This window comes from Limnobacter parvus, from assembly GCF_024623725.1.
Taxonomy (GTDB): domain Bacteria; phylum Pseudomonadota; class Gammaproteobacteria; order Burkholderiales; family Burkholderiaceae_B; genus Limnobacter; species Limnobacter parvus.
The window spans coordinates 351,731-365,295 of record NZ_JANKHG010000001.1; the positions used below are offsets into that span (position 1 = coordinate 351,731).

The 13,565-nt window shown below is 51.4% G+C and carries 13 protein-coding genes; 6 read left to right on the forward strand and 7 right to left on the reverse strand.

Translation table 11 applies throughout. From position 1 onward, the window contains the following. Positions 1–14 precede the first annotated feature (14 nt). Positions 15–2,015, reverse strand: a complete 2,001-nt coding sequence (locus tag NSP04_RS01625) for a cation:proton antiporter (protein WP_257510585.1) — start codon at positions 2,013–2,015, stop codon at positions 15–17. 93 nt (positions 2,016–2,108) lie between these two features. Next, a complete protein-coding gene (locus tag NSP04_RS01630; RefSeq protein ID WP_257510586.1) occupies positions 2,109–3,032 on the reverse strand; it encodes a protein kinase domain-containing protein in 924 nt (307 codons plus the stop codon). A gap of 19 nt (positions 3,033–3,051) precedes the next feature. Between NSP04_RS01630 and NSP04_RS01635 the strand changes: the two genes are divergently transcribed. Next, the gene (locus NSP04_RS01635; RefSeq protein WP_257510587.1) at positions 3,052–3,210 is read left to right on the forward strand and encodes a hypothetical protein; all 159 of its coding nucleotides are present in this window, start codon (positions 3,052–3,054) and stop codon (positions 3,208–3,210) included. A gap of 67 nt (positions 3,211–3,277) precedes the next feature. Here the strand turns inward: NSP04_RS01635 and NSP04_RS01640 are convergent, their stop codons facing one another. The 4 genes from NSP04_RS01640 to NSP04_RS01655 form a co-directional block, all read right to left on the reverse strand. Next, positions 3,278–4,075 (reverse strand): enoyl-CoA hydratase-related protein, encoded by a 798-nt coding sequence (locus tag NSP04_RS01640; protein ID WP_257510588.1) that lies wholly within the window; start codon positions 4,073–4,075, stop codon positions 3,278–3,280. A gap of 46 nt (positions 4,076–4,121) precedes the next feature. After that, positions 4,122–5,732, reverse strand: a complete 1,611-nt coding sequence (locus NSP04_RS01645; protein WP_257510589.1) for a carboxyl transferase domain-containing protein — start codon at positions 5,730–5,732, stop codon at positions 4,122–4,124. Positions 5,733–5,734: 2 nt separating this feature from the next. Further along, positions 5,735–6,343, reverse strand: a complete 609-nt coding sequence (locus NSP04_RS01650) for a 2-hydroxychromene-2-carboxylate isomerase (RefSeq protein WP_257510590.1) — start codon at positions 6,341–6,343, stop codon at positions 5,735–5,737. Positions 6,344–6,425: 82 nt separating this feature from the next. After that, positions 6,426–7,094, reverse strand: a complete 669-nt coding sequence (locus tag NSP04_RS01655) for an exopolysaccharide biosynthesis protein (protein ID WP_257510591.1) — start codon at positions 7,092–7,094, stop codon at positions 6,426–6,428. 188 nt (positions 7,095–7,282) lie between these two features. On the opposite strand from NSP04_RS01655, the gene NSP04_RS01660 reads away from it, so the two are divergent. The 3 genes from NSP04_RS01660 to NSP04_RS01670 all read left to right on the forward strand — a co-directional run bounded on the left by NSP04_RS01660 (position 7,283) and on the right by NSP04_RS01670 (position 8,978). Further along, complete coding sequence (locus tag NSP04_RS01660; protein WP_257510592.1) at positions 7,283–7,780, forward strand: hypothetical protein; 498 nt, start codon at positions 7,283–7,285, stop codon at positions 7,778–7,780. Between the two features lie 92 nt (positions 7,781–7,872). After that, complete coding sequence (locus NSP04_RS01665) at positions 7,873–8,379, forward strand: D-Ala-D-Ala carboxypeptidase family metallohydrolase (protein WP_257510593.1); 507 nt, start codon at positions 7,873–7,875, stop codon at positions 8,377–8,379. Positions 8,380–8,381: 2 nt separating this feature from the next. Then, positions 8,382–8,978 carry a hypothetical protein gene (locus NSP04_RS01670; RefSeq protein WP_257510594.1) on the forward strand — a complete coding sequence of 199 codons (597 nt, stop codon included), beginning with the start codon at positions 8,382–8,384 and terminating at the stop codon, positions 8,976–8,978. A gap of 41 nt (positions 8,979–9,019) precedes the next feature. On the opposite strand, the gene NSP04_RS01675 is transcribed toward NSP04_RS01670, so the two are convergent. Next, complete coding sequence (locus NSP04_RS01675; RefSeq protein WP_257510595.1) at positions 9,020–10,543, reverse strand: flavin-containing monooxygenase; 1,524 nt, start codon at positions 10,541–10,543, stop codon at positions 9,020–9,022. A 132-nt stretch (positions 10,544–10,675) separates the two neighbouring features. Between NSP04_RS01675 and NSP04_RS01680 the strand changes: the two genes are divergently transcribed. Together NSP04_RS01680 and NSP04_RS01685 are read left to right on the forward strand one after the other, a co-directional pair. Continuing rightward, positions 10,676–11,401 carry a nitroreductase gene (locus NSP04_RS01680; RefSeq protein WP_257510596.1) on the forward strand — a complete coding sequence of 242 codons (726 nt, stop codon included), beginning with the start codon at positions 10,676–10,678 and terminating at the stop codon, positions 11,399–11,401. An 829-nt stretch (positions 11,402–12,230) separates the two neighbouring features. Continuing rightward, the gene (locus tag NSP04_RS01685; RefSeq protein WP_257510597.1) at positions 12,231–13,532 is read left to right on the forward strand and encodes a hypothetical protein; all 1,302 of its coding nucleotides are present in this window, start codon (positions 12,231–12,233) and stop codon (positions 13,530–13,532) included. Positions 13,533–13,565 lie beyond the last annotated feature (33 nt).

Here is a 13,565-nt window from a genome sequence, read left to right on the forward strand (position 1 = left end):
ATTGATCTACGAAATCATTGCTTTACCGGGGACTGATTGACCGGAAAATGCATTAATACGTTGTGCCTTGAGAATTTACTGACAAGGTGGGTGGATAACTTGACCGACTCAGGTTGCCATGCAACGCCACCCTCCCGCACGCCATGAATGAGCAGAAGATCGTCAGGCTGCACAAGGTCTTTTCTTGGCTCCCCCCAATTTGCAAGCGCCTCAAACTCAAACTCCAGTTTGATTTTTGACACGTCAAGGCCACGTTGGATCGCACCCCGAGTTCTTTCCTCACCAACAAAGACTATCGGGGTTGCCAATTGAGCGGCCAATCTGCAATAGGTTCGCAAGGCCTCCAAAAATCCAAACTCATATTGCGCATTGGGCGGCATAAAAACAACCATCCTTTTGGTAGCGGGCAAGGGCATTTTCAACCGACAAATGGTTAGGGCTGAATCCAGCGAACGGGCCAGTTTCTCCTGTAGGCTTCCGAAAAATTTTTCAGGTGTGGTAGTACGATCCCCCCAGCCACAAACAAGATGAGTGCATCGGTTTTCCCGAGCAGCCCTAAGCAAGCCGTCGGCTACACTTAGTGCCAATGGAGTTAATTTAACGGTCGGTACTTCCGCACCCGCCAACATGCTTGCAGCCTGATTTGTCAGTTGCTCTGCTTTGATGATGGCCTGCTGATTGTCATGAATGTCTTGAACAACCGATGCCAAATAAAGCGCCTGACTCTGGGCGGGGTCGCGTAGTAAATGTGCGAACTCGACAAGTCGAGTATCCTGATGACGGGGGGACAAACTCACCATGAAGCGCTCAAAACGTGGTTCGTCGTTTGCGGGCTCCGCTTGCTCAGTCACAACCATCTGACGACCATATTTTTCAACAACCCACGGCGCAAACGCACAGGTGACAATGATCATCAAGATTGCACCGTTGACGATTTCTTCGTCGAAAAGACCAATGTTGTATCCAACAATTGTGGCAGCCAGTGTTGCCGCGGCTTGGGCAAGACTTAATCCGAACACAACTTTCGCTTCCGCGTTGGAATATCCCATCAAGCGCTGAAAAACTACAGATGCAGCCCATTTTGTGAAGAATATGGTAAAAAGCATTCCCAGCGCGACGCCCCAGGCGCGTAAGCCGCCGGAGAAGATTTTTACATCGAGCAACATGCCAACAGAAATCAGGAAAAACGGGATAAAAACGGCTTCGCCAGTGAATCGCAATCGATTCATCAAAACCCCGTTTTGAGGAATAAGACGATTCAAAGACAAACCCGCGAGAAACGCGCCCACAATCGGCTCTGCCCCAACCGCATAGGAAAGACTGGCCGCACCAAAAACACAGGCCAAAACAAAAACAAATTCAGCGATACTGTCTTCGCCAGCCAGCTTGAAAAACCAACGCGCCAGTTTTGGCAATAACCACAACAAGCTTGCCATGTACACCACCAAGCCAAGTGACAACTTCACCCAAAGCCAAGTGCTGGGCTGTTGATCAACTGATGCCGCAATGACCGCCAAAACAAGCAATGCCAAAGTATCTGTAATAATGGTCCCGCCAACGGCAGACGTGACCGCAGGGTTACGCGCCAAGCCCAAGCGGCTAACAACTGGGTAGGCCAACAGAGTGTGGGAGGCAAAAATACTGCCAAGCAGAATTGATGCGGGCCAGTCAAAATTCAACACAAAGCCAAGCATGACCCCAACAGACATCGGCACTGCGAAGGTCAACAAACCGAATACAACGCTATGAGATCCATAACGTTTAAGCACCAGCATGTCAATTTCCAATGCCGCGATGAACATGATGTACAGCAAGCCCACGGTACCAAACAAAATGAAAGACTGATCACGGGCAAGCACGTTGAGTGCATTCGGGCCCAGCAAGGCGCCCGCGAGTAACAACCCAATCATTCCCGGCAAACGGGAACGAGCCATTACAAAAGGTGCCAATAAAATTAAAAGAAGCACCAAGGTAAATACAAAAACAGGATTCTGAATGGGCAAAAAGTCAGTCATTGAATGTGGGTAAAAATAGCGAAGCAGCTTTTTATTGTAACTGACGACACCAAATCTACCCGGAGCACACGATTAATAGTGACGCCAAACGCTTCAGGACTGTAACCAGGGGTGATTGATTGCATCGGACAAAGTTAGGCCTTGCTTGTAACACAGGGTGTTGATGAACGCTTCTTGCGTAGGCGCTTGATCGCTGACGGGCTTGGCCACCTCGGCCTGCTCTTCATTGGACAAATCTTCCAGTACCTGTCGATCAAAATCCACTTTAAGTTCTGGAATTTGCCCTGTTGCTTCGGCAAGCATTCGGCCCATGGAATACAGATCGATTTCTGCGGCTGTTTTGTCTTCTTTGCTGGGCAGGCTGTATTTGTCGGTGCCACTCGCACCTTGATCAGCTTCATGCAGTGAAGAAGCGTCTCCAAAATCGATGTAAGTAACCTGAATGTTATTGTCGTCATTTTTAGACACGAACACATTGCCGGGTTTAATGTCGCGGTGACACACGTCTTTGTTGTGCAAGTTTTGCAGGCCCAACAAGAGTTCTTTGCTTGTTGCCTTCAACAATGCCGCTTGTTCTTCAACAGGCGCTTTCTGAATCACGTTGTCGAAGAAGTGATTCAGCTGTGCACCGGAGGCTTGTTCCATTACCAAGCGGTAACCGCTGGAGGTAATTTCCTGATTCAGCAGCTTGGGAGAATTCACCCCTGCCAGCTTTTCCATTGCAGTGATCTCGCGGCGCACCTGCGCAGCACCTACAGAAGGCTGAAACTTGCCTTCTTTCAAGATGAATTCCTGGTGATCGGCGAGTGGAGACGTTTGATCGTTGCCAATCAGCGCTCTGGGTCTGGGCGTTGCAATTCGAACTGATCCAAGACCGCCCTTGGCGATGACCTTTGGAGTTGCATCAAAGTAGTCAAAAGTGCGCCGGTTGGGAGTAAGGAAGGACGGAGGATTTGAACCGTGCTGAGACTTTGGACTGCCGCTTGAAGATTCCAGGCCAACGGACAGGTGGGCCATTCGCTCTCTGAGAGTTTTGATGGCAATTGTTTTCGCCGTACCACTGGAGCCGGTTGGGCGCTGCGCAGCAGGAGATGCTTCATCAGCCAAGGAAGGACTGGAGATGGAAATAGATAAATTTGGCTTTAACGGCATACAAACCTTTGAATTGGAACGAATGGATTCACTTGAACCATGAGCACTTAAGTAGCCAAGTACAACTGAACAGTTCCAATCAATTCAAAGGTTTATTTGGCAACCGGTGTTTAAGCCATCCACCTCGGTTTGCGTTTTTCCATAAAAGCCATCATGCCCTCGGCAGCCTCTGCACTGCCCCGAACTGCGGCAAGGCGTGCTGCCACTTCAGCATGTGTTTCATCGGCGGTAATGTCCATTCGCGACACATCTCGAACCAGTTTTTTGCAGGCTGCCATGGCATCGGGGGCGCAACTGTCGAGCTCGGTGAGTATGCCATCCAGCTTCGCGTCCAGTGTGTCGGGTGTGGTCAGTTCATGCACCATGCCAAGTTCGTAGGCTTTTTCAGCCGTGAATGTTTCGCCGGTGATGAAATACCTGCGCGCAGCCTGAACACCCATGGCTTGAACCACATAGGGGCTGATGGTGGCCGGGATCAAACCGCGCTTCACTTCTGGCAAACTGAATTTCACATTGTTGCTGGCCACAATAATGTCGCTGGCACTGACCAAGCCTGTGGCACCAGCCAAACACAAACCGTGCACCCGCGCCACCACGGGTTTTGGGCATTCAGCAATGCCACGAAACAGGCTGGTCAAGGTCGTTCCGCTTTGCTGATTACTTGTTGCCTGTTGGGCCATTTGCATCATGTAGCCCAAATCGGCACCGGAACAGAACGCATCACCATTGGCAGCCAACACGATGGCGCGTGTTTCAGAATCGCCGCCCAAGCGCTGAAAGGCTTCAACCAGCATGGCGATCATTTCGCCGTTCATGGCGTTTTTAATGTGCGGACGATTCAGCGTCAGCCACACCGATTTTCCCTTACGGGTTTCAATCACAGGCTTTTCATTCGATTGTTCTGTCATGTCACAGTCTCCGTTTTTTTATATTCGCGCATTTAAGTTCGCGCTTTTACATTCTGTAGACGCCAAATTTCGTTTCAGGAATTTCAGCGTTCAGGCTGGCAGAAATGGCCATGCCCAGAATACGGCGGGTGTCGGCGGGGTCGATCAATCCGTCGTCCCAAAGCCTTGCCGTGGCGTAATACGGTTGGCTTTGTTCGTCGAACTGCTTCAGTGTGGGGGCTTTGAACTCGGCTTCTTCTTCCTTGCTCCAGGTGCCACCTTTGGCTTCAATCTGGTTGCGCTTTACAGTGGCCAACACACCGGCGGCCTGTTCGCCACCCATTACACTGATACGCGCATTGGGCCACATCCACATAAAGCGCGGGCTGTATGCACGGCCACACATGCCGTAGTTGCCAGCACCAAATGAACCACCAATCACCACTGTGAATTTGGGCACCTTTGCACAAGCCACCGCCATCACCATTTTTGCACCATGGCGTGCAATGCCTTCGTTTTCAACTTTCTTGCCCACCATGAAGCCGGTGATGTTTTGCAAGAAAATCAACGGGATTTTTCGCTGGCAACACAGTTCAATGAAGTGAGCGCCTTTCTGGGCTGACTCGGAAAACAAAATGCCGTTATTGGCCACAATGCCCACAGGCATGCCATACAGGCGAGCAAAGCCACACACCAAGGTGCTGCCGAATCGAGCTTTGAATTCATCGAATTCACTGCCATCGACCACGCGGGCAATGATTTCGCGCACATCAAATGGTTTTTTTGCATCGGTGGGTACAATGCCGTAAATTTCTTCAGCGCTGTACAACGGCTCGCGTGCTTCCGAAAGTGCCCACGGGTAGCGCTTTTCAGGGCGACCCAAATTGGCCACAATGCGGCGGGCAATTTCCAAAGCATGCTGGTCGTTCTCAGCCAAATGGTCGGCCACGCCGGAAAGCCGCGTGTGCACGTCTGCACCACCCAATTCTTCGGCGCTCACGATTTCGCCCGTGGCGGCTTGCACCAAGGGTGGGCCACCTAGAAAAATTGTGGCCTGATTTTTCACGATAATCGCTTCATCGCTCATCGCGGGCACATAGGCACCACCCGCAGTGCAGCTACCCATCACCACGGCAATTTGTGCAATGCCTTGCGCACTCATATTGGCTTGGTTGAAAAAAATTCGGCCAAAGTGATCACGATCGGGAAACACTTCATCTTGATTCGGCAAGTTGGCTCCGCCTGAATCAACCAGGTAAATACAGGGCAAATTGTTTTCGGCCGCCACTTCCTGCGCGCGCAGGTGTTTTTTCACACTCAAGGGGTAGTAGGTGCCGCCTTTCACGGTGGCGTCGTTGCACACAATCATGCAGTCCACACCGCTTACACGACCTATACCCGCAATGGCACCTGCGCCGGGCGCTGCACCGCCATACATACCCCAAGCGGCCAACGGTGCCAGTTCAAGAAAAGGCGAACCAGGGTCGAGCAAACCCGCAACGCGCTCGCGCGGTAGCAGTTTGCCACGTGCGGTATGGCGGTCATTGGCCACCTTGCCACCGCCTTGCGCTACCACAGCCAAATTGTCTTTCAGCTCATCTGTCAGCTTTTTAAGTGCTGCGTGATTGGCCGCAAAATCGGGGCGATTTTTAACATTGTTGGAATCGAGAACAGCCATGTTTAGAACGGCCCTTGTACAACCCATCGGCGCAGTTGTTCCATGCGGTCTTGACCCCAGAAGGCTTCACCGTCCACTACAAAATAGGGCGCCCCAAACATGCCTGCGTCGATGGACTCCTGCACTGCATTTTTCATTTGTTCTTTTATCGCGTCAGTTTGTGCGCCTGCCAACAGTGCAGCACCGTCAAGGCCAATTGAATCAGCAATTGCTTGCACTGTGGAGTCTTCGGTAATGTCTTGCCCAGTCACAAAATAAGCCTTGTAAAGGGCTCGCGTCAGTTCCCCGGCCTTTTCAGGCTGAGTGTTCAGCACCTGCAAAATAGCGCGTGAAGCATTGGTGGCATTGATCGGGAATTTTTTGGGCCAATTGATTTCCAGCCCGTGAAAACGCGCGGTGCGGGCAAAATCTTTCGCAGAATACCTGCCCTTGGCCGGGTTCATCATGGGGGCTGTGTTGCCTGTGCTTTTGAACACAAAGCCCAACAAAGTGGGTTTGTAATTCACTGTACGATTGCCAGCGGCGGCAATTTCTTCAATTTGCTCGGCGGCCACATAACTGTATGGGCTGGTCAGGTCGAAATAGAAATCAATCGTTTGTTTGGTTGTCATGGTGCTTTTCGGCTCCAGATAAGGGGTGTTGTCATGATTCTATCGAACTTAGCGCACAGTTCCAGCACAGGATTGCGTCTTGTCAGGAAAAAAGCCAGCCCAGCCATTGGCTGGCCCAAGGCTGGTTTGAAATCCACACAAACACGGCATAGCCGCCCCACCACAGCAACAACACCAACAAGGCCGCCAGCACAGTAAGCACATAGCCTGCCAATACCAGCCTGCCATCGCGAACACGCAATCCAAAGGTGATGCACACCATGGCTGCGGCGGGCAGCACATTGTCGAATGATGCGAAAGGCACTGGCGCGGCCATTGTGAGTCCTGCAAACGCCAATACCAAACCATTGAGCGGGCGCATGCGTGGGTGGCTCATGATGAACAGGCGCGGCCTGCTGTGGGGCGCAACCCGGCGAATAAATACACCCAAAAACTTTTTCAACACGTTGGCTGCTTTGGGTGGCAAGCGCTTTTCACCCAATGACTTTGGAATTGGCACGCCATAACCAAACGCATAGCCCACGCCCAGTAGAAAGGTCAGGTAACCCAAACTGGTGGCCACTCCGGGAATACCAAATGGCAGCAGCAAAGGCAAGGCCGCCAAACCGATCCAAGTAAGCTGCTGCTTGGGGCTGCGGCCAATGGCATCAGACACCTTGGCTTGCGCCATGTTGTCGGCGAACAGCACCACCCGACGCCATGCGTAGGGCAGCTCTTGCAAAGATTTATCAGTGTCGGAAGGACTGCTCAAGATAGATTTGTTAAATGAAAGGCACCTTATCTTAGGTGAAATTGAAGTCCACTGCACCGCAGCATACCTATTTCGAGCGAAGGGTAAGCCCTATGGACAGGGGGGTGCATGCATTCTATAAATGAATAAAGCGTCACTACAAACGTATCACTCTAGATGATGAAGACGCATTCACTCTTGGAGTTGCCATGCTTACTCGTATTTTGCCCTGCATCGCCATTGCGGCCAGTGCCCTGATTAGTCAACCTGCACTGGCTGAGCGCTTTCCCGATGTACCACGCCCGATTGATTACTTCGTCAACGGCGAAGAAATTCTGGCTGTGAATACCCTGCGCGACGACATTCGCGCCAAAGGCAACTTCCCGCTGGCCAAAGCACTGCTGACCATTGGGCGTGAAGACCTGCTGGGTTTGAACCGCAGCCCAAACAGTTTTGACACCGGCACGCTTGAAACCCCACTGGGCGGAAACTTCGAAGTGGACAAAGAACAGGTGGCCGAATTCCGCACAGCACGCGCACAACGCGCCAGCCGGGGCTTGAATGGTGGATTTGACAGCCCCTCACTGGACACCCCCCTTGGCGGGCGCTTTGGAAGCGACATGGAACAGGCCGTGCAATTTCGCAGCGAACGCGCGGTTCGCGGAAGCCGTGGCTTGAACCGCTTAGGTTACAGAAGCGGGTTTTGATTGGGAGGAGTCATCAGACCGGGGTAACTTTTTGCAGTTCCAATTGCAATTGTTAATCTTCGGTTTGCTCTCTTTTATTGCTTCCCACCTAAATGCAAACCCAACATTACTGCGACGGCAAATTACCAAACTGTATTTCAGTTCACTTCAACCTTGAGGAACTCACCACAACAAACACGGGTGTTTCAAATACTCCGCACGCGCCCAACGTAATAAGCAATTTACGCAAGGTCGCAGAGCACATTTTAGAGCCGGTGCGCAAACACTTTGACCGAAGCGTGATTGTCCACAGCGCGTACAGAAGCCCGGCTGTAAATAAGGCAGTGGGCGGCTCGAACAACTCCCAGCATTCACGTGGCGAAGCAGTTGATTTTCGAGTGCAAGGGCACACCGTTCATGAGGTAGCCATGTGGATAAAAGACCACCTGACCTTCGACCAATTGATTCTTGAACACTTTCTACCGAATTCTCCGCAATCGGGTTGGGTGCATTGCTCCTACTCGCACAACAATCGCGGCAGTGTGTTGACCAAATTCAAAGGCTCCCAGATTTATCACCCCGGCATTTTGCTTGTGCCACCTCAGAAAACGGTGAAATAACTGTGCACTTGATTCCAATAATTACCGCGATGCTTGTGATGAGCGCCTGCGCCGCTAAGCCCACTACTGTTAACAAATCGTTTGTTTACGAAAACTTTCTTGGAGAAGGTCGCCCCGAATTCAGGGCCACTACACAGAATCTTGAATTGAGGAATTCACCAGTCTCAGAATCCTCAATTAGCCAAGTAGCGCCTATCTCGGACAGTAAAGCCCTGCCTTTCGATAAGGTAGTCACTAAAACCATCGAAGCAGGAAATATCAAAGTTTCCGGTGATGTGTTCGTTAAAACCAGAAGTTTTGGTGAGATCGAGAAATTGACTGCTGAGGCGTATTACGACGAGTCAATTGCCTGGGAAGACAGAACGATCAACGCAGATGACAAGCCGACATTGTTAATGTGGTTATCAGAGGGGAATTGCCTGATAAAGATCAAGCAAACCGTGGATGAAATCTCCGACTGCCCAACGGAATCAGCCGGATTGTGGGTGCTACTTAATCAACCAAAAACAGAGACGTGGATAGAAGCGAGAATCAATGAGTCAAAGGGGTGGGTGAAAGTCGACGGCCAGCAAGTCAAAGAAGTTTCCAGAAATTTCTAATTCAGAAACACCTGTGACATCGCTGGCCGTCAATCTTTCAATCAAGCAGCTTGCTTGGCGCTCTGCTTAGTTTGCGCCTTGCGGCCCGAAGACTTCTTGCCAGCCGCTGAACCCGCTTTCGCAAATTCCAGCACGCCATCTTCAATTTTGCCTTTTTTCAACACCGGCCGGTCGGCCAGGTAGTTGTTCACCACCGTCCATGGTGCGGCAGGGCCTTGCTTGGGCAAACGGTCGGCGGCGCGCTTCATGTAGCCTGCTTCCAGGTCGAACATGGGCGTGTCATCGGCCTGCACACCTTCTGCATTCGGCACCACGCGGGTGTAGCCATGCTTGTCCATGTGGTTGATTACACGGCACACAAATTCAGCGGCCAAATCCGCTTTCAATGTCCACGATGCATTGGTGTAACCAAACACCATTGCAAAGTTTGGAATACTGCTCATCATCACGCCTTTGTAGCTCATCACTTCGCCCACGTTCACGGGCGTGCCGTCGATTGTTGCAGTCAGGCCGCCAAGAATCTGCAGGTCAAGACCAGTCGCGGTAATGATGATATCGGCTTCCAGAATCTGGCCACTTTTCAACTTGATTCCGTTCTCCACAAAGGTGTCAATGTGGTCGGTCACGATATCGGCCTTGCCTTTTTTCAGCACCTTGAACAAATCACCATCGGGCACCACGCACAGGCGTTGGTCCCAGGGGTTGTAGCTGGGGGTAAAGTGCTTCATGTCGAAGTCTTTGCCCATGCGCGCACGGGTTGCGCCCAGCAGCAGGCGTTTAATGGCTTGCGGGCGTTGCTTGCTCAGCTTGAAAATCATGCGCTGCAAACCAATGTTGCGCGCCCGGCCAATGTTGTACACCCAGGTGTCGGGCATGAATTTCTTCAGCACCACTGAAACCGGGTCAACAGATGGAATGGATGCAATGTAGGTGGGCGAACGCTGCAGCATGGTGACGTGGCCAGCGGTATCGGCCATGGCAGGCACCAGCGTAATGGCGGTTGCGCCACTGCCAATCACCACCACACGCTTGCCAGAGTAGTCCAGGTTTTCAGGCCATTGCTGTGGATGTACCACGGCGCCCTTGAAGTTCTTGATGCCGGGGAATTCAGGGCTGTAGCCTTTGTCATAGTTGTAGTAACCGGTACAACCCAACAAAAAGTTGCTGGTAAATACCTGCTTCTCGCCAGTTTCTTCAACAATGCCTTCCACCGTCCACTGGTTCGCTTCGGAATCCCAATTGGCGGCAGTCACCTTCAGGCCGAACTGAATGTCTTTGATCACATTGTGTTCTTTGGCGGCTTCGGTTACGTATTCGCGAATTTCCTGGCCATTGGCCAATACCTTCTCGCCCTTCCAAGGCTTGAAGCTGTAGCCCAAGGTGAACATGTCGGAATCGGAGCGAATGCCGGGGTAACGGAACAGGTCCCAAGTGCCGCCGATGGCTTTGCGACGTTCCAAAATCTTGATGCTTTTGCCCTTGCAGTTCTGCTTGATGTGGCAAGCTGCACCAATGCCCGACAGACCAGCGCCAATAATAAGTACGTCTACATGTGGATTATTCATTGTTGTGTCCCCGTGGTTTGACTGTGTATGTGACTTTTTATATTGTCAGTTGAGAGAATAGTGGCGAGCCGGGTCTGTTGGCTAGTAAGAAATACTCTAAACTGGCCTAACTATTACACAGAGCAAGGAAAAATGGAATTTCTTGAAACCTTAAAACAGCGCCACAGCGTACGCGCCTTCGACCCCAAACCCGTGCCCCAAGCCGCGCTGGAAAAGCTACTTCAACAGGCTGCACTGTCACCAAGTTGGTCGAATACGCACCCCTACCGAATCGCATTGGCCACAGGCGAAACGCTCGAAAGCCTGCGTAGCGAACTGTATTCGCGTTTCCAGGAAACCATCAAACTGCAACGCGGCGGCAAGCTGGCGCAAATTAAAGGGCTGCTCACCCGCAACAAAGGCATTCCCGATGGCGATGTGAAGCCTGTGATGAACTACCCCAAAGACCTGCAAGCCCGCCGTGTGGAATGTGGCAAAGGCCTTTACGGTGTGCTGGGTGTAGAAAGAAGCGACCTGAAAGCCCGAGACCAGGCCATGGCGGAGAACTTTCGCATGTTTGGTGCGCCCGCCGCAGCTTTCGTATTTGTGCACAAAGATGTGGGTATTTACAGCGCGCTGGATGCCGGTATCTTTCTACAAAGCCTGATGCTGGCTGCCACCAACGAGGGCTTGGGCACCTGCGCACAAGGGGCGTTGGGCCTGTTCCGCAGCCCGCTGGACAAACATTTCAACATTCCCAAGCAGTACCACCTGTTGTGCGGCGTGGCGATTGGCTACGAATTGGACGTGCCGGTGAATAAGTTTCAACCTGAGAAAATTGCGGCGGCTGAATTGATGCTACCCAAGCGAACAGGGTAAGGTCAGCTAATGTTCTGCAGACCTCAGCTCTGCAGAACTTACCAGATATTGAACCATTCTTATTCAAGTATCACTCAGTGGTCCGCAACTTATGCAGGACCAACCCATGTCCGGTTTTCCTCCACGCAGCACCACTGGCAACAATTCGCCCTCGTCAGCGAACCGCACTTCCGAACAGTCTCGCAAACGTCTTTTCTCGGAAATGGACCCTGGGCAACGGTTTATCGCAGCAATTAAGCGAATCGCCAGAAATGCAACGAAGCTCATGAAAGGTTACGAGCATTTGACAAGCCCAGCCCACACATCAAATGCAACACGGGCTAACACCGCGAACACTTATAGCCGAAACGCTCGCCCACAAGCCCGAAACGGAACCTTGCACAATCACACCATGAGATCAATTCATTTTCCCAGCTGCGCTGCCGCAAGCCAAAACACTCAGTTTCCTTATCAAGTCAACCACAGTTTTTCTGCGGGAAACACACTCAGTACAAAAGCCCCTGGGGTGATGGCTCTTTTGCCTCAGCTTGCTAAATCGCTCAGCAACAAACAGGGTTTCCTTTACATACGAGACAGTGCGGGGAGAAGCCCAATTGAGGACTTTGTTGAAGCATTCAAAAAGGGGGGAAACATTGAACTGGGTGACAATTGCAAAATAATTGGTGCCTACGCGTCCAAAAGAAATTCCGAAATTTCACCTGTCTATATTTTTCAAATTCACGATTCAAGCATTGAGGCAACATTCGACGTACCGGTAACAGAAGCACCATTCGACAAATTAAAGAATCCAGCCAATCGAACAGAACAACTGATTACCCTTAAGCATTGCATGGACAATCACCTTCGTGCACTGCCTTCGCCTTTCAAAGACAGCACCGAATGCCCTGCCATCATTTGCCCCCAGATGCCTCGACTGGCTCAACTGGTAACTGCGCAAGAAGAAAACTTGGGCCGCCAGTTCCGCGGTGAACTGCAATGCCGAACAGGCGCGGCGTGGCTAGTTGCTGGAGAAGAGCTGTTAGAAATTCTCAGCCCCGAATCGCCGCGATTCGTGGGTGAAGAATCGTGTGATTTTGAGACTTTCTTTGGACGTGTCGCAATTGCCGATGCCGGCGCGAATCCTTTGCCCTACTCAATAGGGACATACAACAACCCAAGTGAAGGAGCAGCAATTCGTGCATTCAAACGTCATTTGCCCAACCCTGAGCCAGGTCAGCCTGAAACTGGGCAGTCAAGCCAAGCTGCACAAAGTGCTACGAACCAACAGCGTCCAAACTTAAACGTTCCCCGGCAGGGCAATGTTTCCTTGCTTGCTTTGCTGCAGCAGCGCAGCCAAGGCCTTGCGTACAAAGAGCCTCTGGAACAAATGCAATGCGCTTCACAGTCAGTCAACAGCATGTTGCAACACCATGCAGCGACAGCAAGCGATGTGGCGTTTTATTTGGTGGGCCGGAAAATAGATGGACTGGAAACCTATGGTGCGAACCTCGCTGATCAAAAAGGCTTGATGCATCCGCTTGTCGTTCAAGCGTTACGAAACAAACAAACAGTCACTATTTCGAAAGCTGATTTTATGGGGAACAACCCAAATGTAATTTGTATTTCCACCGATCAAACTATCGGTGAAAGCTGGCAGAACCTGGTTAACCAAAGCCCGGCGGCACAAGGCAAAAGCTGGGTTGCGAATCGTACTGAACTAGAAAGCATATCGGAGCTCGAGGTAACGGCATACCACTGGCTTGCGGCACAGCGTGGTACGGAAATGGTCGATCTGTTGAATTTGGTCAATGACAAGCTACAACAAACCGACCAAACACATCTACCACCTGCAATGGCTCAATTGAACATGACTGATCACTCCACGCATATTCGTCAACTTGAAGATTTGGCAAATCGCGCAATCGCCCAGGGCAAAGACTTTCCAATCATCGTTCGCACTGGCGCAGACGCCGAGGCAGGCCATTATCAAACCATCGTTCCAGACTCCAAAGGCAACTGGCTTAGCCTGAATGCAGACCAAACCCAACTACGCGGAGTGCAACATTGCAATCAATGGTGTGCCTCTGGCGATCTATTCAGTTCACTTCAACGCATGGGTGCCAACAATATATTGGTGCCAGTATTCAATTAACCATACCAAGCGGAGTAGCTATGCCAGGTCTTG